The sequence below is a fragment of the Catellatospora paridis genome (genome assembly GCF_009720365.1).
GTDB classification, from domain to species: Bacteria; Actinomycetota; Actinomycetes; order Mycobacteriales; family Micromonosporaceae; genus Catellatospora; species Catellatospora paridis.
Map to the genome: position 1 here is coordinate 22156 of NZ_WBZD01000020.1, position 21697 is coordinate 43852.

General features: G+C 74.0%; 15 protein-coding genes. 11 read left to right on the plus strand and 4 right to left on the minus strand.

Annotated features, from left to right (window positions below):
• Positions 1-111: 111 nt before the first annotated feature.
• From F9C41_RS32720 to glsA, 3 genes are read left to right on the plus strand one after another with little or no spacing between them, the layout of a single operon-like run.
• Positions 112-990, plus strand: coding sequence for a DUF4132 domain-containing protein (locus tag F9C41_RS32720; RefSeq protein WP_155390719.1), 879 nt, complete (start codon positions 112-114; stop codon positions 988-990).
• A gap of 11 nt (positions 991-1001) precedes the next feature.
• Positions 1002-5786, plus strand: coding sequence for a hypothetical protein (locus F9C41_RS32725; protein ID WP_155390720.1), 4785 nt, complete (start codon positions 1002-1004; stop codon positions 5784-5786).
• A 13-nt stretch (positions 5787-5799) separates the two neighbouring features.
• Positions 5800-7143 (plus strand): glutaminase A, encoded by a 1344-nt coding sequence (gene glsA, locus F9C41_RS32730; protein WP_155390721.1) that lies wholly within the window; start codon positions 5800-5802, stop codon positions 7141-7143.
• Between the two features lie 63 nt (positions 7144-7206).
• Here glsA and F9C41_RS32735 read toward each other — a convergent pair whose 3' ends face one another.
• Entirely contained in the window at positions 7207-8886 is a 1680-nt protein-coding gene (locus tag F9C41_RS32735) for an AbgT family transporter (protein ID WP_155390722.1), read from the minus strand.
• A gap of 58 nt (positions 8887-8944) precedes the next feature.
• Positions 8945-10480, minus strand: a complete 1536-nt coding sequence (locus F9C41_RS32740; RefSeq protein WP_155390723.1) for a leucyl aminopeptidase — start codon at positions 10478-10480, stop codon at positions 8945-8947.
• Positions 10481-10615: 135 nt separating this feature from the next.
• Here F9C41_RS32740 and speB point away from each other — a divergent pair, with 135 nt between their 5' ends.
• From speB to F9C41_RS32760, 4 genes are all read left to right on the plus strand, one after another.
• Entirely contained in the window at positions 10616-11650 is a 1035-nt protein-coding gene (gene speB / locus F9C41_RS32745; protein ID WP_155390724.1) for an agmatinase, read from the plus strand.
• 79 nt (positions 11651-11729) lie between these two features.
• Positions 11730-12347 (plus strand): class I SAM-dependent methyltransferase, encoded by a 618-nt coding sequence (locus F9C41_RS32750; protein WP_155390725.1) that lies wholly within the window; start codon positions 11730-11732, stop codon positions 12345-12347.
• Between the two features lie 339 nt (positions 12348-12686).
• Positions 12687-15380, plus strand: a complete 2694-nt coding sequence (locus F9C41_RS42240) for a glycoside hydrolase family 6 protein (RefSeq protein WP_155390726.1) — start codon at positions 12687-12689, stop codon at positions 15378-15380.
• A gap of 397 nt (positions 15381-15777) precedes the next feature.
• Complete coding sequence (locus F9C41_RS32760) at positions 15778-16710, plus strand: MEDS domain-containing protein (RefSeq protein ID WP_155390727.1); 933 nt, start codon at positions 15778-15780, stop codon at positions 16708-16710.
• 25 nt (positions 16711-16735) lie between these two features.
• Here the strand turns inward: F9C41_RS32760 and F9C41_RS32765 are convergent, their stop codons facing one another.
• Together F9C41_RS32765 and F9C41_RS41615 are read right to left on the minus strand one after the other, a co-directional pair.
• Positions 16736-17782, minus strand: coding sequence for a LacI family DNA-binding transcriptional regulator (locus tag F9C41_RS32765; protein WP_155390728.1), 1047 nt, complete (start codon positions 17780-17782; stop codon positions 16736-16738).
• An 81-nt stretch (positions 17783-17863) separates the two neighbouring features.
• Complete coding sequence (locus F9C41_RS41615) at positions 17864-18367, minus strand: hypothetical protein (protein ID WP_230690195.1); 504 nt, start codon at positions 18365-18367, stop codon at positions 17864-17866.
• Positions 18368-18604: 237 nt separating this feature from the next.
• Here F9C41_RS41615 and F9C41_RS32775 point away from each other — a divergent pair, with 237 nt between their 5' ends.
• The 4 genes from F9C41_RS32775 to F9C41_RS32790 all read left to right on the plus strand — a co-directional run bounded on the left by F9C41_RS32775 (position 18605) and on the right by F9C41_RS32790 (position 21685).
• Positions 18605-19864, plus strand: coding sequence for an MFS transporter (locus tag F9C41_RS32775; protein ID WP_155390729.1), 1260 nt, complete (start codon positions 18605-18607; stop codon positions 19862-19864).
• A 67-nt stretch (positions 19865-19931) separates the two neighbouring features.
• A complete protein-coding gene (locus F9C41_RS32780) occupies positions 19932-20231 on the plus strand; it encodes a DUF2795 domain-containing protein (protein ID WP_186315984.1) in 300 nt (99 codons plus the stop codon).
• 121 nt (positions 20232-20352) lie between these two features.
• The gene (gene thpR, locus F9C41_RS32785) at positions 20353-20940 is read left to right on the plus strand and encodes an RNA 2',3'-cyclic phosphodiesterase (protein ID WP_196280057.1); all 588 of its coding nucleotides are present in this window, start codon (positions 20353-20355) and stop codon (positions 20938-20940) included.
• A 16-nt stretch (positions 20941-20956) separates the two neighbouring features.
• Positions 20957-21685 (plus strand): class I SAM-dependent methyltransferase, encoded by a 729-nt coding sequence (locus F9C41_RS32790; protein WP_155390732.1) that lies wholly within the window; start codon positions 20957-20959, stop codon positions 21683-21685.
• Positions 21686-21697: the final 12 nt, after the last annotated feature.

The following is a 21697-nucleotide window of genomic DNA, read 5'->3' on the forward strand; positions in this document are numbered from 1 at the left end:
TCGAAGCGGGCTTGCAAGCGAAGGTACCTCGTTTTCCCGCTTGACGCCATCCCCGTCCTCAGGAATTTCTGCGCACGCGACTGTCGGGCGCGGGTGGCACAATCCCGCGTCGTGAACGGGGAAACGGAACCGGGCTGGCTGCCCGCGGGCGCGGGCTATCAGGTGGCGCTGCACGGTGGGCGGGTCGTGGCCCGCAACGCGTCGGGCGTACGGCTCAAGGGCCTGCCCGCCGCCCTGAAGGACGATCCGGTGGTGCTCGACCTGCGGCAGCTGCGCGAGTGGCTGGCCCGCCACGAGGCGGAGTGCCTGGCCGAGGTGGAGCGCTGGATGGTGCGCGGGCTGCCGGTGGCCGCCCCGGTGCTGGCCCGGATCTGGGCAGACGAGGCCTGGCGGGCGGCTCTGCGCGACCTGGTCGTCACGCCCTACGGCGAGCACGGGCCGGAGCTCGGGCGGGCCGGGTTCCTGCGCGACGTCGACGCCGCGCGCGGCGCGGGAGTGGTCGGGCTCGACGGCGAGTCGGCGTGGCTCGGCCCCGGCCCGTACGCCGTCCCGCATCCCGTGCTGCTCGACGACGTCGGCGAGCTGCGCGAGTTCGCGGCCGAGCTGGACGTGCGCCAGGGCGTGGCACAGCTGTTCCGGGAGGCGTACCGCCGCCCCGCAGGGCGCGCCGAGCAGGCCGCCCAGCTGCACGGCTACGCCGGGGCGCACTACGCGCAGCTGCGGCACGCGACCTCACGCGCGATCGCGCTCGGCTACGCGGTGCGCGGCGGTGTCGCCCGCTGCCGGATCGTCGAGCACGGCCGGGCGGTCGACGCCGTCGTCTGGCTCGGCGACGGCGACCCGGGCTACGAGACCTGGCTCGGCCCGCTCCAGTTCGTCGACCCGTCCGGCCGGGACGTGGACGGCGCCCAGGTCGGGCCTATCACCTGGTCGGAGGGTGTGCGCCTGGCCGCCGCCCTGCACGCCGGCAGCACCGGGACCAGCGAGTGAGGGAGCAGGCGATGACTTTGACGGCCCACCCGTCCACCGTGGACGGGCTGCTCGACGCGGGCGCGGTGCTCGGCGGCCCCGGACCGGACGATCCGGCCGTGGCGGTAGTGAGCGGCCGGGCGTACGCCCATCCGGCACTGCCCGGCCGCACCGTGGTGCGCCTGGTCAGCGAGCCGGTCGGCGCGGCCGAGGACCTGAGCATGGAGTTCCTGGGCTTCACGGCGGCCGGGGCGGTGCCGGTCGGGCACGGCCGGGTGCGCGCGCTGGGCTTTCCCGCCTCGGCGCTGGTGCAGGATCCGGCCCACGGCCGCGAGGCGCTGGCCCTGGTCAAGGAGATGGAGAAGCTGGCCCGGCTGGCCCGGTCGAAGCCCGGCAACGCCCGCGACGGCTACCTCGCCGTGGCGAACCGTCTCGCCAGAACCGTCCCGCACTTTCTGCCGGGCTTCTGGGAGCAGGCCGGGCGGGCATACATCGAGGCGGAGAACCTGCGTCGGGCCGCGATCTGTTTCGGCGACGCGCGGCGCGCCGAGCAGACGTACGCCCTGCCCGTCGACGAGACCCGGCTGCGCGACGCGCACCTGGAGTTCGCCCTGGCAGGAGCGCTGACCGCCAAGTCTTTCCGCGACTACGCGCGCGACGCGCTCACCCGGGCACCGGCCGCGCAGGCGTACCCGCTGGTCCGCTCGGTCGCGGTGCGGCGGGTCGCGGGCGGGCTGCCGCCCGGCCCGGGACTGGCCGCCGACCTGCGCCGACTGGCCAAGGCCGCCGGGCTCGACGCGGCGGCCGAGGACGAGTCGGTCGTCGCCGAGCTGCTGACGCTGCCCGCGGTGGTGCGCGCAGAGGCGAGCTTCTGGACGGCGTACCGCAAACCGCTGCAGCGGCTGGCCCGGCGCGACCCGGCGGTGGCGGCGCGGCTGCGCGAGCTGCTGCCGGAGCCGCCCGGCTGGCAGACCGACGTGTCCGAGGAGTGGCTCGACCTCATCCTCGATGCGGGCGTGCTGGACGCGCCGGACGCCGACGTCGCCGACTGGTTGGAGCGCTTCGCCTGGTACCGGGCAAACCACCGGTGGGCCGTGGGTGCGATCAGCCCTCGGCTGCTCGACCTGGTCGCCCGGCTCGCGCCGCGACTGCGGGCGGCGGGGCGGCCGCTGCGGCTGCGCCCCGTCGACGGGTCCGGCCCCGTCGACCTCAACCTCCTCGACGCCTGCCTGGCTCACGGCGTGCCGGTGTCGGTCGACCCGACGTCCGACGGGCTGCCCGTGACCCGCTGGCACGACCAGGCCGGCGAGGGACGCCGGGACCTGAGCGCGGTCGCCGCCGACCCCGACCTGCTGCCCGACCTCGTCCGGGGTCTGTGGCGGCTGCTGGACCGCGCCACGCAGCTCGACCCGGAAGGTCCCCGCGCGGCCGGCCTGATCGCGACGCTGACGGCGACGCCCGGACTGCTGGCCGCACTCCGGCACGGCATCGGGCAGGTGCGTACCGACGGCATCACCGTCGCCGGGCTGGAGGCCGTTCTGCGCGAGCTGTATCCGCTGTGGTCGGCGGCCGGGGTCCGGCTCGCACCCGGCGAGCTGCGCCGGATCGCCGCGCTCGACGCCGCCGGGGTGCTGGCCGGGTCGCTGCGCGCCGGGCTGGTCGACGAGCTGGGCTGGCCCGCGTACGAGACGGCGGTCGCCGAGCTGAAGCGGCTGGGCCTGTCCCCGACCTGGCCGACGCTGGCCGCGAGCGACGTCACCCGGGCGGTGACCGTCTCCCCCGACGGGACGTCCGCCCAGCACGTGGTGCGTGCGCCGGCGAACGGCTGGCACACCGAGGCCGCCTGTCACGAGCTCGGCGGCCGGGTGCTGGTGACCGGGAGTTCGCCCTACAGCGACGGCTGGGCCTACTGGTCCGACCGCCCGGACCAGATGTTCAAGCTGCCGCACGACCCGTCGGCCCGAACGGAGCGGACGGGGCACGCCGGACCGCCCATGCCCTACCTGCCGCTGCCCGGGGGCGGGCTCACCGCCGGTGGCCGCCCCTGGCTGCCCGCCGAGCACACGCCGCCGCCGCCCGGCCTGGTGAGCAGCGACGGCGTCACGTACTGGCGCTGTGAGCAGCAGGCCGACGGGTGGCGCTGGCGCGAGTACGACCCGCACACCGGCCGGCCCGGACGGCACAGCCTGCCGGCGTTCTTCACCGACGGCGTGCCGGACGGTGCGCGGCTGCTGTCCGAGTGGTCGTGGCTGCGACCGGGCCCGGAGGCGTTCGCCGGTTCCCCGCTGGGCAGCACGGACGACCTGCTGGGCTGGCGCGTGCACGTGCTCCCTGACGGCACCCAGATCGGCGGGTCGGTCAACGGCCGCACGGTCCGGTGGCAGCCGACCGTGCCCGGCGAGGTGCTGGTCGGCGCACTGCGGCTGCCCGGCGACGACCTGATCCGCCCGGTCACCACCCGTCCCGGCAGCCGGCCGCACCCGTATGACCTCGCCGTCATGGTCTGGTCGCCCGACGGCGGCGGCCCGCTGCAGGAGTGCCTCGCCACCCACACCCGCCCGCCGTTCCCGCACTGGCACGCGCTGCGGCCGCGCGACGCGGCAGGGTCGGCGGCACTGCGCGCGGTGACCGCGTCACTGGCCGCCGCGCTGCTGGCCGACCTGCGCGGCAACGCCACGCTGGACCACTCGGTCGACGAGGCGATCACCCGGCACCTGCCGGAGGTCACCGACCCGACGCTGCGGCGGGCCCTGCGCGCCGTCGTACGCACCGCGCTGCGGCTGGAGACCCGGCTCGCGCGGCTACGCGAGCTGCTCGCCGGGATCGAGGCGGAGCAGGCCCCGGCGGGAACGTCCGGCCTGGACGATGCGACGTCCGCCGCGCAGCGGCCGCAGGACCTCGGCCGGAAACCCGCCGAGGTGTCCGACGCCGAGCTGTCCCAGGCGCTGGGCGCGCTGGTGGTGTGGCGGGGGCGGTACTACTACGGCTCCAAGGACCACCGCACCGCGGTGATGGACCAGGTCACCGCCGTGTCGCGGGCGTTCGCCGACCCACCGGAGGGAACGGTGCCGCCGAACGCCGAGTCGGCCTGGCCGTGGCTGCTGCCCGGGCTCGGCGCGGTGCTGATGGTCGCCGGCTCCCCCACCGGGACGCCTGAGTCCCGGTCGGTGCTGGCCCGGCTGCTGCGGGCGTTCGCGGCGTCGCCGTTCGCCGCCGCGGACCCGCGCATCCGCTTCGCCGAACTCGCGGTCACCGCCGAGCACACCGTCCCCGAGGTGGGCGAGGGCGGTCGCCGCATCGTCTTCCTGTCGGGCAGCGCACACGGCCTGCCCGGCACCGACCCGAGGTTCCTGCGGTACGCCGTGGACCGCTGCGCCGACGCGGTTTTCGCGCCGATCACGGGCATCGACGTGCGCACCGAGATCCGCCGCGGCGGCTGGGGTGACGCCGCCCGGCTGAACGCCGCCGCCGACCTGCTCGATCGCGAGGGCGCCGTCCCGTGGCGGGCCGACGGGGCGCGGCGGCTGGCCGAGCTGACCGGGCTGACCCGGGCCGAGGCCGTGCTGCTGCTCGCCGGGCTGCCCATCGGCGGCTGGAGCCGGCACTCGCTCAGCACCGCGCAGCGCAAGGCCGTCGGCCTGTCCGGGGCCGAGGCCGACCTCGCCGCCCAGCAGTGGCACCTGATCCCGCACGAGCGCCGCGTCGCGCTGCTCGACGCGGCCGTGCCGGACGACCCCGCCGACCTGTGGCGGCACGGGCCCGACGTGGACGCGCTGGCGGCCCGGTGGCTCGCCCTGTTCGGACGGCGTACGCCGCTGCCGGAGGAGCTGCTGATCGAGGCGAAACGGGTGGTCCCCGGCGGGACGGGGCAGGAGGTGCTGCGCGTCATCGCCGAGCCGGGGCCCCGCACCTGGCTGTGCACCGACGGGGTGACCGAGGCGGGATCATGGGCGCTGGAGACCCACGCGAGCGGCGGCGACGCGTTCGACGAGGGCTGGCTGAAGGGGGCCGCGGCGGGCCTGGCCTGGCTGGCGTACCGGCTGCCCGCGGGCGACCCGCTGCGGGCGGCGCTGCCACGCGCGCTGGACCTGGTGCGGCAGCGGCTGGACAACCCGAAACTGGCCGTGGGGACCACGTACCAGCGGCCCGGCCTGGTGCCCGACGGGCTGCCCGGGGTGTGGCACAGCGGCGAGCAAGGCGGCCACGGCACGTACCACCTGCTGCCCGCCGCGATCACGACGCCGGACGACCCGGCGCTGGCCCTGGGCGAACCCGGTGTCTCCGACGCGCTGCGGCTGCTGCGCGACCCGGCCCTGGCCGCGGCGCTCGCCGAGGCGGACGCGCTGCCCGCGGGGGCCTGGCCGCAGGATCCGCGGCACACCGTGCCCGACCTGGTGGCGGCGGCGGTCGCGGCACACGGGCTGACGCCGGAGGCAGCCGCGTACTACCTGCAACTGCTGGCACTGCCCGACCCGACCGACGCCAACGCGGCCCGCTGGCTGGGCGTCACCACGGCGCAGCTGAAGCCGCTGCGGGCGGCGCTGATCGCGGCGGGGCTGGTCGTCGAGGCGCGGCGCGAGCGGTCCGGTCGTGCGGTGTTCCTGCCGGGCGGCTGGCTGAACCTCAAGGCCCCCGCGCTGCCGGTCGAGTCGTGGAAGGCCCCGCTGCTGGGACTGCGCGCCGACACCGCGCCGCCGCTGGGGACGGCCCTGCTCGGCCGCCCGGTCGCCGACCTGTTCCGCGCCGCGTGGGCACGGGTCGCGGCGGAATCGCCGGTGGGCGGGGTGCGGCTCCCATACGCTGGCGTCGGAGGATGACGGGTGGTGGGCCGTGGCGGCGGTGGGGGCGGTCTCGCGGGCGCTGGCCGAGCTGCACGCGCGGCTGGCCGTCGTGGACGACGGCACGGTCGCCGACTACATCCCGCAGCTGGCACTCGCCGATCCCGCCGCCTTCGGGCTGGCCCTGGTCAGCATGGACGGTCACCGGTACACCGCGGGCGATGCGCTGGCCCCGCTCACCATCCAGTCGGTCTCCAAACCTTTCGTGTACGCCCTCGCGCTGGCCGAACTCGGCCTCGACGCGGTGACGGCGCGCGTCGGCGCGGAGCCCAGCGGCGAGGGCTTCAACGCGATCAGCCTGGAGCCCGGCACCGGCCGGCCGGCCAACCCGATGATCAACGCGGGCGCGATCGTGACCACGTCGCTGATCCCGGCCACCGACCCGGCCGCGCGCTTCGAACGCATCCTGGCCTGCCTGTCCGCGTTCGCGGGCCGCCCCCTCGACGTCGACGAGGCCGTGTACGCCTCCGAGTCGCGCACCGGCGACCGCAACCGGGCGCTGGCGTACCTGATGCGCGGCGCGGGTTCGCTGACCGTGGCCGTCGAGGAGGCCGTGGAGGTCTACTTCCGGCAGTGCGCGGTGCGGGTGACCACGGCCGACCTGGCGGTGATGGCGGCGACGCTGGCCAACGGCGGGGTGAACCCGGTGACCGGCGAGCCGGTGGTGCCGGAGCTGACGGCCGAGCGGGTGCTGGCGGTGATGGCGACGTCCGGCATGTACGACGCGGCCGGCGACTGGCTGCTGCGGGTGGGCCTGCCGGCCAAGGGCGGCGTGTCCGGGGCGCTGATCGCGTGCAGCCCCGCCCGGTTCGGCATCGCCGCGTACAGCCCGCCGCTGGACGCGGTCGGCAATCCCGTGCGCGGCGTGCTGGCGCTGCGGGAGCTGTCCGAACGCTACGCCCTGCACCTGATGCACCACCCCGGCGCGGCGCCCGCGACCGTCACCCGGGACGTGCACGGCGACGGCGTGGCGCTGGTGATCGCGCAGGGACCGCTGGAGTTCACCACGACCGAGCGGCTGCTGTCCACGCTGGCGGAGGCGGTCGCGCCGCTGCCCGCGGCCGGTGGCGTGGTGCTGGACCTCGACCGGGTGACCCGCGTCGACCGGTCGTCGGCGGCGATGGCGCGTGAGGAGCTGACCGCGCTGCGCCGCCGCGGGCTCACCATCGCGGCCGTGGGCGAGGCCGGGGCGTCCGTGCTCGACGATCCCGACCACGTGTTCGGCAGCCGCGAGCGCGCCGTGGCCTGGTGCGAGCAGCAGGTCGGCGCCGCCGAGCCGCCGGAGGAGCGGCGGCGAACCGGAGCGGCGGAACCACCCGAACAACAGCACTGGTAACAGACCACCCGAACGGCGTCACCGGCCGCGGACCGCGCCGCCTGGCTCACCGGCGGGCTCCGGCTACCCCAGCTCGACCGGCGCGCCCGGACCGAGCGGGATGCCCAGCAGATACCAGACCACGAAGAACAGGGTCCAGGCCACCGCGATGATCAGCATGTACGGGATCATCAGCGAGATCACCGTGCCGACGCCGGCCTCCTTCTTGTACTTCTGCGCCAGCAGCACGATGAACGGCAGGTACACCATGAGCGGGGTGACCACGTTCATCGGTGAGTCGGCCACCCGGTAGGCGGCCAGCACGGTCTGCGGCGCCACGCCCAGCCGCAGGAACAGCGGCACGAAGATGGGCGCGAAGATGGCCCACTTCGGGATGACGCCCGGGATGATGATGTCCAGGAGCAGCACCACCAGGATGAAGCCGATGAGCAGCCACAGCGGCCCGATGTTGGCGCGTTCCAGCCCGTCGGCCATCTTCACCGCGGCGACGGTGGCCATGTTGGTGTAGTTGAAGTACGCGATGAACTGGGCGATCACCAGCAGCATGAAGATCAGGCCGCCGAGCCCGGCGTACGTCTTGGTGATCGCGTCCATCGCCGCCGCGCTGCCCTTGAGCGTGCCCGCGCCCGCGCCGTAGCACAGGCCGCAGACCAGGAAGACCAGCATGATGATGAAGATCAGGCTGTCCATCAGCGGCGAGTCCTCGACCAGGCTGCCGGTGACCGGGTTGCGCAGGATGCCCCACGGTTTGGGCGGCACGGACAGCAGCAGCAGCACGGCCAGCACGGCCAGCAGGCCCCAGAAGGCGTAGCGCAGCCCGCGGGCCTGCGCGGCCGCGGGCGCGTCGCCCTCGACCGGGGCGGCTTCGGGCACGTCGGTGGCCTCGTGCGACACGGCTCCGGTGTACTTGCCCAGCCGCGGCTCGATGACCTTCTCGGTGATGAAGGTGATCAGGAACGCCAGGAAGATGGTCGAGCCGATGGCGAAGAACATGTTCGCGGTGAGGCTGATCTTCCGGGCCGGGTCGGCCAGCGCGACCGCCTCGTTGGTGATCTCGGTGATGATGCCGTCGGTCGGCGTGATGAGCACGTTCACCATGAACGTGCCGCCCACCGCGCCGAACGCGGCGGCGAGCCCGGCGAGCGGATGCCGGCCGACGCTCATGAACGCGACCGCGCCGAGCGGGATCAGCACCAGGTATCCGGCGTCGGAGGCGATCGACGACAGGATGCCGACCAGCACGATGATGAAGGTCAGCGACCACGGCGGGGCGACCGCGACCAGCTTGCGGATCAGTGCGCCGATGAGCCCGGCCCGCTCGGCCAGGCCCACGCCGATCATGGCGACGAGGATGACGCCGACCACGCCGAAGTTGGTGAAATTGGTGACCGCCGAGGTGAAGATGAACCGGATGCCGTCCGCGGTGAGCAGGCTCTTGATCGCGGTGGTCTCGGTGTGGGTCTTCACCTCGGGGTGGTAGAACTCCTCGGGCGGGATGTCCAGCGAGGGCTGCTGGGTGCCGCCGGGATAGGTCTCCTCCGCCACCACCGGCGCGGGGGCGGCCGACTCGTAGGTGACCTGCACGCCGATCGCGGCGAAGATCGCCGAGAGCACGATGATCAGACCGATCAGGATCAGGAAGATCATCACCGGGTGCGGCACCTTGTTGCCGACCTTCTCGACCCCGTCCAGCAGGCGCTGGGTGAACGGGCGCTTCCCGGCGGACGCGGTCGCTGCGGTCATGACTCCTCCTCGCTGCGCTCGTCGTCGACATGAACCCGTGCGCACATGATTCGCTCGCTCATGCCTTCTCCTTCGCGGCCAGTGGCACCGGCTGCGGGCGCTGGAAGGCCAGCGCGAGGTCGAGCAGCAGCCGCGCGCCGAATCCGGTGCAGCCCTGGGGGATCCAGGTGCGCGCCGTGTCGTTCTGCGCGGTGCCGGCGATGTCGATGTGCGCCCACGGGGTGCCCGCGACGAACTCCTCCAGGAACAGCGCGGCGTGGATCGCCGCGGCGTTCGCGCCGCCCATGTTCTTGATGTCGGCGACGTCGGAGTTCATTTCGCCGCGGTAGCGGTGCGCCACGGGCAACTGCCAGACCTGCTCGTCGACCCGCGCCGCCGCGGCCCGCACCTGGTCCACCAGGCCCTGGTCGTTGCCGAACACCCCGGCGATCTGCGCGCCGAGGGCGCGCAGGCAGGCCCCGGTCAGCGTGGCGATGTCCACGATCGCGTCCACCGGCTCCTCGGTGGCCAGCACCAGCGCGTCGGCCATCACCAGGCGGCCCTCGGCGTCGGCGTTGACCACCTCGACCGTGGTGCCGCCGCGGATGGTGAGCACGTCGCCGAGCTTGACGGCGGTGCCCGAGGGCATGTTGTCGGTGCACATCAGATAGCCGGTGACGGCCACGGGGCAGTCCAGCTCGCGCAGCAGCGCCATCGCGGCGAGGATCGCGCCCGCGCCGGACATGTCGTTCTTCATGGTCGCGTGGACCGCGTCGGCGGGCTTGAGGCTGATGCCGCCGGAGTCGTACATGATGCCCTTGCCCACCAGCGTCAACCGGGGCACGTCGGGGTCGCCCTCCGGGCGGTAGCGCAGCTTGATCATGCGCGGCTCGTCGGCGCTGCCCGCGTTCACCCCGAGCAGGCCGCCGCAGCCCAGTTCGGTGAGCGCGTCCCGGTCGTACACCTCGACGGACAGCCCGCAGTCCGCGCCGATCTGTGCGGCCACCCCGCCCAGCCGCTCCGCGGTGAGCATGCTCGGCGGCGAGTTGGCCAGATCGCGGGCCAGCGCGGCGGCCCTGGCGTACGCGAGCCCGCGGCGCACCCCGAGCCGCACCGCCTGCACGTCGTCCGGCGCGGCCACCACGGTCAGCGCGGTGACCGGCGGCGCGCCTTCCTTCTTCAGCACCTCGAAGCGATACCGGGCCAGCAGCACCCCCTCGACCGCGGCCTGTCCCGCGATCTCCGGCGGCACACCTGTCGCCCCCTCCAGCCCCAGCACCAGGCGGCCGGCGGAGCCGGCGGCGCGGGCGAACGCGGCGGCCGCGTCACGCAGCCGGTCGCCATCGAGTTCGGCCGGGTCGCCGGCGCCGACGGCGATCAGCGCGGGCCCGCCCGGCTGCGGCAGCGCCAGCGTCTGCCCGATCTTTCCGGTGAACTCGGCCTCGGCCAGGTCGCCCCGGTCCACACCCAGCACCGGCGGCACCGTGCCCGAGGCGGCCACCAGCACACCCATCGGCGCGTTGCCCACGTCGAGGTCCCCGGCCGCGACGACGGCGACGTCGGGAACAAGCGTCCAGGAGGGAACGGGCTCGAAGCCTGCCGCCGTCGCCGTCATTCCACCGCTCCCCCATCCCGAATGCGCACCACCGGTCCGTGCAGCTCTGAAGCACAGCATCACGGCTCTCCAGCGAATTTGCGGACGTTTTGCGAGGATTGGTCGTTAGGCCCGGCCTCCGGCGAGAATGGAGGCGTGACCCGCTACGGCGCGCAGTACGGCCCGGACTTCACGTTCCTCGGGGTGCCCCGCTGCGACTGGGCCGACCCGGCGACCTATGCCGACGCCGACGTGGTGATCCTGGGCGCGCCGTTCGACGGCGGCACCTCGCACCGCCCCGGCACCCGGTTCGGGCCCAGCGCCATCCGCGGCACCGACTACCTGCCGCACGACGGCTCCCGGCCGCACCTGGCGCTGCGGGTCGACCCCCTCGGCCCCGACCTGGCCGTACGCGACGCGGGCGACCTGGAGCTCTACAGCGGCGAGGTGCAACGCAGCTGCCGGAGCATCGAGGACGCGGTGGCGTTCCTCGCCGAGCACGGTGTGATCCCGCTGATCCTGGGCGGCGACCACACCGTGACCTGGCCGGACGTCACTGGAGTGGCCCGCCGGCACGGATACGGCCGGGTCTCGGTGATCCACTTCGACGCGCACGCCGACACCGGCGACATCAACTTCGGCTCGCTCTACGGCCACGGCCAGCCGATGCGGCGGCTGATCGAGTCCGGCGCGGTGCGTGGCGACCGCTTCCTGCAGCTCGGACTGCGCGGCTACTGGCCCGAGCCGGCGACCCTGGACTGGATGGCCGACCAGGGCATGCGGTCGTACCACATGAACGAGATCGGCGCCCGGGGGCTGGACGCGGTGCTCGACGAGGCGTTCGCGATCGCCCTGGACGGCTGCGACGCGGTCTTCCTCTCCGTCGACATCGACGTGTGCGACCCGGCGCACGCGCCCGGCACCGGCACGCCCGAGCCCGGCGGCCTCACCGCCCGCCAGCTGCTCGACGCGGTGTCGCGCATCTGCCGCACGCTGCCCGTGGCGGGCATGGACGTGGTCGAGGTCTCCCCGCCGTACGACCACGCCGAGATCACCGCGATGCTCGGCAACCGGGTCGTCCTGGAGGCGCTGTCCGGTCTGGCCCGCCGCCGCCGCGACACCCACGAAGGCACCCCCTGGGACCCCACCACCCCCCTCCTCGACGGCCGCGGCGCGACCTCGTCGGACTGACGCTCCGCATGGTCGGCCGGTGGGCGAGTCCGGCGATCATGCGCCGGGCGGGCGGCCCGGGGCGGTAGGGTCGGCGACGATGGACGCCGAGGACTGGAACCGCCGCTACGCCGCCGCCGACCTGGTGTGGAGCGCCGAACCCAACCACTTCGTGGCGGCCGCGCTCGACGGGCTGCCGCCGGGCCGGGCGCTCGACCTCGCCTCGGGCGAGGGGCGCAACGCGCTGTGGCTGGCCGGCAAGGGCTGGCAGGTGACCGCGATCGACTACGCGCAGGTCGCGGTCGACAAGGGACGCGAGCGGGCCCGGCGCGACGGGCTCGCGGTGGACTGGACGGTCGGCGACGTGCTGGCGTACCGGCCTCCCGCGGAGGGCTTCGACCTGGTCCTGATCGCCTACCTGCAGCTGCCGCCGGACCAGATGGCGCAGGTGTGGGCGCTGGCGTCGCGGGCGGTCGCGCCCGGCGGCACGCTGTTCGCGATCGGCCACGACCGGACCAACCTCACCCAAGGCACCGGCGGTCCGCAGGACCCGGACCTGCTCTGGGTGCCCGAGGAGCTGACCCACACCCTGGTCGCGGACGGGCTCACCGTGGACCGGGCCGAGCGGGTGCAGCGCGAGGTCGCCACCGACGAGGGCGTCCGCCAGGCCGTGGACACCCTGCTGCAAGCGCACGCCCCGCGCCTCGACCTGCCCTGAGCGCGGGCCCGCCGGAACAACGCCGGGCGGATCATGGCAGGTCATCATACGTCTTAGTTGCACGACCCGACTTTGTGCCAGATCCATCGACACGCATTGCAGTCCTGTTGCGACGGTGTGAAACTTCCATCACGCGCGCAGGGAGCCAGACCGCGCGACACGGCACCGAGGGCCCCGGTTCTCCGGGAGGTGCCGCGCACCGCCGCAACAGCCTGTCCGGGCTGTCCATTCCTTCCTGCGCTCGAACGCGCCGCCCGCCCGGTGGCCGCGTCGCCGCGCAGGCCCCGCACCGGTCCTGAGGCAAGACGGACCGGTCCGGCCTGGCTCAAGGAGTACCCAGTGAGGATTCCGATCAGATCCACCGTGCGACGCCGATTGACGGCGCTGCTCGGCGTGAGCGCGCTGGCCACCATGGGGCTTGTCGCCGTGGCCACGCCCGCGCAGGCCGCCGTGTCCTGCCAGGTGACCTACACCAAGGCCTGGGACAACGGCAGCGGCTTCGGCGCCAACCTCAACATCACCAACACCGGCGACCCGCTGACCAGCTGGTCGCTGACCTGGACCTGGCCCGGCAACCAGGGCGGCATCCAGGGCTGGTCGGCCAACTACGCGCAGTCGGGCCAGAACGTCACCGCCACCAGCCTGTCCTACAACGGCAGCCTGGCCACCGGCGCGTCCACCGGCATCGGGTTCAACGCCTCGTACAGCGGCACGAACACCAACCCGTCCAACTTCGCGATCAACGGCACCTCGTGCGGCGGGACCACGCCGACGGTGAGCCTGGTCGTGTCGCCGACGTCGGTGAGCGTGCCCGAGGGCGGCACCGCGACCTACGCGGTACGCCTGTCGGCCCAGCCGTCCGGCAACGTCACGGTCGCCACGACCGCGGGTTCCGGTGACAGCAACCTCACCGTGTCGTCCGGCTCCAGCCTGACGTTCACGACGAGCAACTGGAACACCAACCAGAACGTCACCCTGGCCGCGGCCGAGGACTCCGACACCGCCAACGGCACCAGGCCGTTCACGGTCGCGGCGTCGGGGCTGACCTCGGTGACGGTCAACGCGACCGAGGCCGACAACGACAGCACCACGACCCAGTCGCTGGTGGTCTCGTCGACCGGCGTGACCGTGCCGGAGGGTGGCACGGCGACCTACACGGTGCGCCTCGCCGCGCAGCCGAGCGGCAACGTGACCGTGACGAACACGGCCGGCTCCGGCGACACCAACATCACCGTGTCGTCCGGCGGCAGCCTGACGTTCACGACCAGCAACTGGAGCACCGCCCAGACGGTGACCCTGGCCGCCGCCGAGGACAGCGACACGACCAACGGCACCCGACCGATCACGGTCGCGTCCAGCGGCCTGACCTCGGTCACCGTCAACGCGACCGAGGCCGACAACGACAGCACCACGACCCAGTCGCTGGTGGTCTCGTCGACCGCCGTCAGTGTGCCGGAAGGTGGCACGGCGTCCTACACGGTGCGCCTGGCCGCGCAGCCCTCGGGCAACGTGACGGTCACCAACACGGCCGGATCCGGTGACACCAACCTCACGGTCTCGTCGGGCGGCAGCCTGACGTTCACCACGAGCAACTGGAGCACCCCCCAGACGGTGACCCTGGCCGCGGCCGAGGACTCCGACAGCACTGCCGGCACCCGGCCTATCACGGTCGCGTCCAGCGGCCTGACCTCGGTGACGGTGACCGCGACCGAGGCCGACAACGACGGCGGCACCGGCGGCCCGCGGGCCGACAACCCGTACTCGGGTGCCGGCGTCTACGTGAACCCGCAGTGGCGTACGGCGGCGCTGGCCGAGCCCGGCGGCAGCCGGATCGCCAACCAGCCCACCGGTGTCTGGTTCGACCGGATCAGCGCGCTGACCGGCAACGGCAGCCCGACCACGGGCACCATGGGCCTGGCCGACCACCTCGACCAGGCGGTCATCCAGGACGCCGCCAACGGCTCCGCGCCGATGGTGATCCAGATCGTCGTCTACAACCTGCCCGGCCGTGACTGTGCCGCGCTGGCGTCCAACGGCGAGCTGGGCCCGACCGAGCTGCCCCGCTACAAGTCCGAGTACATCGACCCGATGGCGGCGATCCTGGCCCGCCCGGCGTACGCGAACCTGCGCATCGTGGCGATCATCGAGATCGACTCGCTGCCGAACCTGGTGACCAACGTCGGCGGCCGCGCCACCGCGACCGCGATGTGCGACACCATGCTCGCCAACCGTGGTTACGTCGAGGGTGTCGGCTACGCGCTGAGCAAGCTCGGCGCGGTCCCGAACGTCTACAACTACATCGACGCGGCGCACCACGGCTGGGTCGGCTGGGACGACAACTTCGGGGCGACCGCGAACATGATGTTCTCGGCCGCGACGGCGTCCGGCAGCACCGCTGCCAACGTGCACGGCTTCATCACCAACACGGCGAACACCTCGGCGCTGACCGAGCCGTACGTGGGCGCGATCACCGAGCAGCTGCGCCAGACCACCTGGATCGACTGGAACCGGTACAACGACGAGCTGTCGTTCGCGCAGGCGTTCCGTTCCCGGCTCGTCCAGTCGGGCTTCTCGTCGAGCATCGGCATGCTGATCGACACCTCGCGCAACGGCTGGGGCAACTGCGTGCAGACGCCCTGCCAGCCGACGCAGGCCACCCGGCCCACGGCGGCGAGCACGTCGACCGACCCGAACACGTTCGTGAACCAGTCGCGTATCGACCGCCGCATCCACAAGGGCAACTGGTGCAACCAGGCCGGTGCCGGCCTCGGCGAGCGCCCGCGTGCCGCGCCCGCGACGGGCATCGACGCGTACGTCTGGATCAAGCCGCCGGGCGAGTCCGACGGCTCCAGCAGCCTGATCCCGAACGACGAGGGCAAGGGCTTCGACCGGATGTGCGACCCGACCTACGGCGGCAACGCCCGTAACGGCAACAGCATGTCCGGCGCGCTGCCCAACGCCCCCGTGTCGGGGCACTGGTTCTCCGCTCAGTTCCAGCAGCTGATGGCGAACGCGTACCCGCCGTTGAGCTGACCCGCTACCGAGTGACGGTCCCGCATCCGCGTGGGTGCTCAGGATCGGGGCCGTCCTCGCGCCGGCCGGGCATCGCCGTCATGGCTGCCCGGTCGGCGGGAACCCCGCCGGCCGGGCGCACCGGCCCGGCGGGTCTGTAGGGAGTGCCGCTGGGGCGGAAACTTGGGCCCCGCCGGCAGCGGCACGGCCGCCGGCGTCGTGAGAGCGACGCCGGCGGTCCGCCGTTGAACAGGGCGTACCCCGCTTCGAGGACTTGGCGAATCTTTTTCTCCCCAGAGGTGTTTAACCGCTCGTCCGATCGGGTACCGCCCCCGCTATGGCATGGCAACAGGTGCCCTCATGGCTCGTGCCCCGCGAAGGCGCCGCCACCGCACCACCGCTCCCGGCCGCGTGACGCATGTCCGAACCTGCACCACGCGCACATGTCGGCTTCCCGTACCGCGGGGTCGCCGAGTACGTCAGCGGCACCCTGGCCTTCCTCCACACCGCCCTCGACGCCGGAAACCCGGTGCTGGTCGCCGTGCCCAGCGCGAAGCTGGAGATCCTGCGGGACTGTCTCGGCTCGTACGCCGAGCGGGTGCGTTTCACCGATCTGACCGTCGCCGGCCGCAACCCCGGCCGCATCCTGCCCGGCGTGCTGCTGGCCTTCGCCGACGAGTTCCCCGGCCGCCCCACGGCGATCGTCGTCGAGCCGCTGTGGCCGGGCCGCAGCCCGCTGGAGTATCCGGCGTGCGTCGCGCACGAGGCGCTGGTCAACCTCGCCTTCGCGGGTCGCGACGTGACGCTGCTGTGCCCGTGCGACGCCGCCAACCTGGACCCGCACATGGTGTCCGACGCCCACCGCACCCACCCCGAGCTGCTGCTGCGCGGCGAGCGCCGACCGAGCCCGGCGTACGGCGATCCGCGCCAGACCGCGGCCTCGTTCCATCCGCCGCTGCCCGCTCCCCCGCCCCACGCGGCGACGATGCGCTACGACGCGGTGCACGACCTGGCCGGGCTGCGCTCCTTCGTGACCGGCCACGCGGCCACCGCCGGGCTGAAGCCGGAGCGCTGCGACACGCTCGCCGACGTGGTGTCGGAGCTGGCCGGCGGCACCCTGACGCACACCGACGGCCCCGGCGCGGTCAGCGTCTGGCCGGAACGCGACCTGGTGGTCTGCCAGCTGCGCGACTCCGGCCAGTTCACCGACCCGCTGGCCGGGCTGGTCCCGCCCACCGTGCGGCGCGGCGCGGGCGCCCTGCTGGCCGCCCACCTGCACTGCGATCTGGTACGCGTGCACGCCCGCCCGGGCGCGGCCACCATCCGCCTGCACATGGCCGTGCCCGACTGACCCTCCGCGAGGCCGCGCGGGCGGCTCAGGCCGAGTCGCGGACGACGAGTTCGGTGGGCAGGACGGTGGCATACTCGCGTGGCGCCTCGCCGGCCGCGGCCGCGAGCAGGCCCTGCACGGCCGTCGCGCCCATCAGCTCGACGGGCTGGCGCACCGTGGTCAGCGCCGGACGCACCTGGGCCGCCAGCGCGTGATCGTCGAACCCGACGACGGCGACGTCGTCGGGGATGCGCCGGCCGGCCTGGCGCAGGTAGCGCACCGCGCCGGCGGCCATCACGTCGGACGCGGCGAACACCGCGTCGAGCTGCGGGCGCTGGTCGAGCAGGCGCTGCATGGCGTGCGCGGCGGACGCCTGGCTCCAGTCGCCGTACGCGACCGGCAGGTCGGTGCGCCCCGACGCCTGGATCGCGTCGCGGTAACCGGCGAGCCGGTCGGCCCCCGGGCCGGTGTCCGGCGGCGCGGCGATGTGGCCGATCGTCCGGTAACCCTTGTCCAGCAGGTATTCCACCGCCGCCCGTGCCCCGCCGCGGTTGTCGGCATCCACATAGGGCAGTTGATACGGGTGCAGCGGCCGGCCGACCACGGTGATCGGCAGCCCGAGCGCGGCCAGCGAGCCGGACAGCGGCAGCGGGCCGTGGTCCGAAACGATGATCACCCCGGCCACGTTGCCGGCCCGCAGGTAGCGCCCGACGGTCTCGGCCAGCGTGCCGGACACGTTGGTCACCAGCAGCGGCAGGTCGTAGCGGGCCAGTTCGGTCTCCACCGCGCCGAGGAAGCGGGCGAAGAACGGCTCGGTGTAGACGAGGCGGTGCCCGGCGTGCACCACCGCGGCGACGGCCCGCGCACCGGCCGACGAGCGCCCCCAGGCCGCGCGCCGCCGCCGGTAGCCGAGCCGGCTCGCCGCGTCGCAGACGCGCTGGTAAGCCTCGGCGCTGACCTGGCTGGAGTTGTTGAGCACGCGCGAGGCGGTCGCGATGGAGACACCGGCCGCGCGGGCGACCTCGGCCAGCGTGGCCGGGGACGCCGCCCCGGCGGGTCCCGGGTGCGGCGTGGAAGCGCTCCCGTACGTCATTGGTGCACCATAGCCCGCTGTTCCGGGGCGGCGGTAGGGTTCGCGTGAGCCATCCGTCCGCAATGGCCGGACGGGGTCGGCTCAGCCGGCGTAGACCAGGTCCATCGTGTCGGTGTGGCCCGGCCAGCTCAGTTCCAGCCGCCAGCAGCCCGCCTGCGGCAGGTCGATGATGGACGGACCCGGCCCGCCCTTGACCTCGCGGAGCACCGGCTCGCCCGTGCCTTCCGGCCGTGCCTTGATGGTCAGCGTGCCCGGCTCCGTCGCCTCCCGCGACACCCACAGGATCTTGTTGCTCGCGCCGTCCTTGCGATCGACCGTCAGCGGGTGCCCGAACAGCACCGCGGCGATGTCGCCCCGCACCCCGATCACGTGCATGGCGACCGCGTCCCCACTGAACCCCGCATCCGCCCAGTCCGGCAACGGCCCGTTCACGATCTTCGTCGCGGAACATCCCGGCGCGGGGGATGGGACCGCCGTCGACGCGCTCGGCGCGGCGGAAGGCTGGTCCTGCCCCGTGCAGCCGGTGGCGAGCACGGCACAGGCGGCCAGGACGACGGCGGCGGAATGCCTCAGCAGTGCGGTCATGAGAGTCTCCCGGATACGGGGCGGCGGGTCATCCGGGACGAGTCACGACGCCCGCAGCCGGTTCCGGGCGGCCGGCACCGAACCTTGCCGACGTGCCGCGGGCACGGCCAGGACGCGCCGCGGCGCCGATCCCGGCCGCGACGCCGCAGGGGTCGACGAGGACGGCGACGAGGTCGTCCGTGGCCTGGGCCCGCGGCACCTTGACCTCAAGCCTGGTTGAACTGGCAGGCTGTGCCGATGCGCATGACGAGTCGCCTGGTCCCGGCCGCCTACCGGGACGTGTTGCAGGTGCCGGGGTTCCGCCGTCTGCTGTCCGGCGAGGCCGTCTCCTACCTCGGCGACGGCCTGAGCGTGGTCGCGATCTCGCTGCTGGCCATCCGCATCGCCGCCCCGGAGCACGCGGCCCTCGTCGTCGGCGCGGCCGTCGCCGCGTACACGCTGCCCGCCGCGCTCGGCGCGCTCGCGCTGGCCCCGTGGCTGCGCCGCGTCGACGCCCGCTCCCTGGTCACCGCCAACGCGCTGCTGCGGGCCGGCGGCCTGGGCACGGCCGCCGCGCTGCACCTGCTCGGGCTGCTCTCCCCGGCCGGATACGTCGCCCTGCTGGCGGTCTCGTCACTGCTCGTCGCGTGGGGGTCGGCCGGCACCTACACGCTGGTCAGCCGGTTGGTGCCGGCCGAGCACCGGCTGCCCGCCAACACGCTGCTCGGCACCAGCCAGACCACCGCCATCATCGTCGGGCCGCCGCTGGCCGGGCTGCTGGTCGCGGCCACCGGCCCGGGTGTCGCGCTGGCCGTCGACGCGCTGACCTATCTCGTGCTGGCCGCGCAGCTGCGCCGCATCCCCGCCGCGGCCGCGCCCGCCGAGCCCGAGGCGACCCGCCCGACCAGCGGCTTCCGCCTGCTGGCCCGGCGACCCGAGCTGCTGGGCCTGCTCGCGCTCACCGCGGTCTTCTTCTTCCTGTACGGGCCTGTCGAGGTGGCGCTGCCGCTGTTCATCGTCGACACGCTCGGCCGCTCCGCGGGCTTCCTGGGCGTCTACTGGGCCGTCTTCGGCGTCGGCGCGCTGCTCGGCGGCCTGCTCGCGGGCGGGCTGCGGCGGGTGACGCCGTGGCCGTTCACCATCGTGGTCATCGCGGGCTGGGGCGCCGCGCTGCTGCCGTTCGGCTTCACCACCTCGACCTGGATCACCCTGGTCGGACTGGCCGTCGGCGGCGTGATCTACGGACCGTTCCCCGCCTTCAACATCACGCTGTTCCAGTCCGCGGCCGGCCCGGCCGACCTGCCCGCGGTGCTGGCCGCCCGGGGCTCGATCACCGTGGCGGCGGCCCCGATCGGCGCCGCTTTCGGCGGGCCGCTGGTCGCCTGGCTCGGCCCGGGCGGCACGCTGCTGGCCTCGGGCGCGGCGACGGTGGCGCTGGCCGTGGTCGCGGCCACCCTGCGGCTGGCGAGCACGGCTCGGCGGCGGCCCGTGCCTGCCGTCGCCACCCCGACGGCGTGAGCCGCCGGGGGCAGGAGTTTTCGCCGAACAGCTCGTGCGGTGCCCGCAGACGGCTCAGAGTCGAATGATGGAGAACCAAGCCTGGCTGCAGATGCAGCAAGCACTACGCGATATCGACTTTCCGGCGGATAAGCACGCAATCTTCTCACACGTCATCGAATACACCAGCGACGGTGACGTGCTGAAACTGGCGCGGACGCTGCCGCCCGAGGTCTACCGGAACATGTCCGAGGTGCGCAGCTCGGTGCGGCTCGACCCGTCGGTCGAGGAGGGCACCACGGCCACCCAGCGGGCCGCGCAGGCCCGCTCGCACAACAAGAAGGTCGCCTCGTACCTGCGCGAGGTCCCGAACACCGAGCTCAGCTGACCGGCGCGGTCGCGCGGCGGAGCCGGGGCGGGCGGACCCGCCCCGGCAGATCGTCAGCGGGTGACGACGGATCCGGCACCCGGCAGGCGGGACCGGCGGCGGCTCGATACCGTGGTCTGCCGTGCCACCACCTACACAGCGCCTCTTCATCGCGGTCTACCCGCCCGCACCGGCGATCACCGATCTGTCCGGGCTGGTGTCGCGGCTAGCCTTCACCCGGCCGCACCCTGAGGGCCTTTCCCTGCGGCCGGTGCCGCCGGAGCAGTGGCACGTCACCGTCGCCTTCCTGGGCGAACTCGACCCCGCGCAGCTCGGCGCGACGACCGCGGCGATGAGCGGGGCCGCGGCGGAAACCGCGCATGCCCCGCGGCTGCGGCTGGCCGGCGGCGGCCGCTTCGAGAACGGGCGGGCGGCCGCGATCTGGGCCGGGCTGCACGGTGACCTCGACGCCCTGCACGAGCTCGCCGATCGGCTGCGCACCGCGCTGACCGCCGCGCGCATCCCCTTCGACCCGCGCCCCTACCAGCCGCACCTGACCCTGGCCCGGCCCGGCGACCGGCTCGCCGCCGACGAGCTGCGCAGGATAATGGACCAGCTCGACGCGTACGCCGGACCGGTCTGGTCCGCGCCCGCCCTGGTGCTCATGCGCAGCGACCACCCGGTGAGCAACCACTACACCGAGGTGTTCCGCGCGCCCCTGCCCGCCTGACCCCCGAGGAGCCACTGTGGAACGCGACATACGCACCGTCGACGACGTGCTGAGACTGATGGACACCCTGTTCGCGCCGGACGCCGAGCGCTGGACCGCCGACGGCGCCTCCTGGTGGGACGGCTTCTACGCGGACCGCTCGCGCAAGGTGCCGTTCTTCGTCGCGAAGCCGGACGAGAACCTGGCCTCCTACCTCGACCGCGGCCTGGTCGCTCCGGGCCGCGCCCTCGACCTGGGCTGCGGGCCCGGCCGCAACGCCGTACACCTCGCGGCTCTGGGCTTCGAGGTCGACGCCGTGGACCTGTCCCCGGCCGCGCTCGCCTGGGCGCAGGACCGGGCCACCGAGGCGGCGGTCGACGTCCGTTTCCTGTGCGGCGACGCGTTCGCGCTGGACCTGACCGGCCCGTACGACCTGATCTACGACTCCGGCTGCTTCCACCACCTGCCGCCGCACCGCCGCATCAGCTACCTGCGGCTGCTGGACCGGAGCCTGGCCCCGGGCGGCCACTTCGGCCTGAGCTGCTTCGCGGCTGGCGGCATGGGCTCCGAGGAGTCCGATGCCGACCTCTACCGCCAGGGGCGGCTGCACGGCGGCCTGGCCTACACCGCGGAGTCGCTGCGGGGCATCTTCGCCGACCTGACCGAGGTCGAGCTGCGCCGGATGCACGACGAGCCGGCCGAGTCCGCGCTGTTCGGCGAGCCCTTCCTGTGGACGGCGCTGTTCCGCCGCGCGGCCCGGCCCTGACGGCGCAGCCTG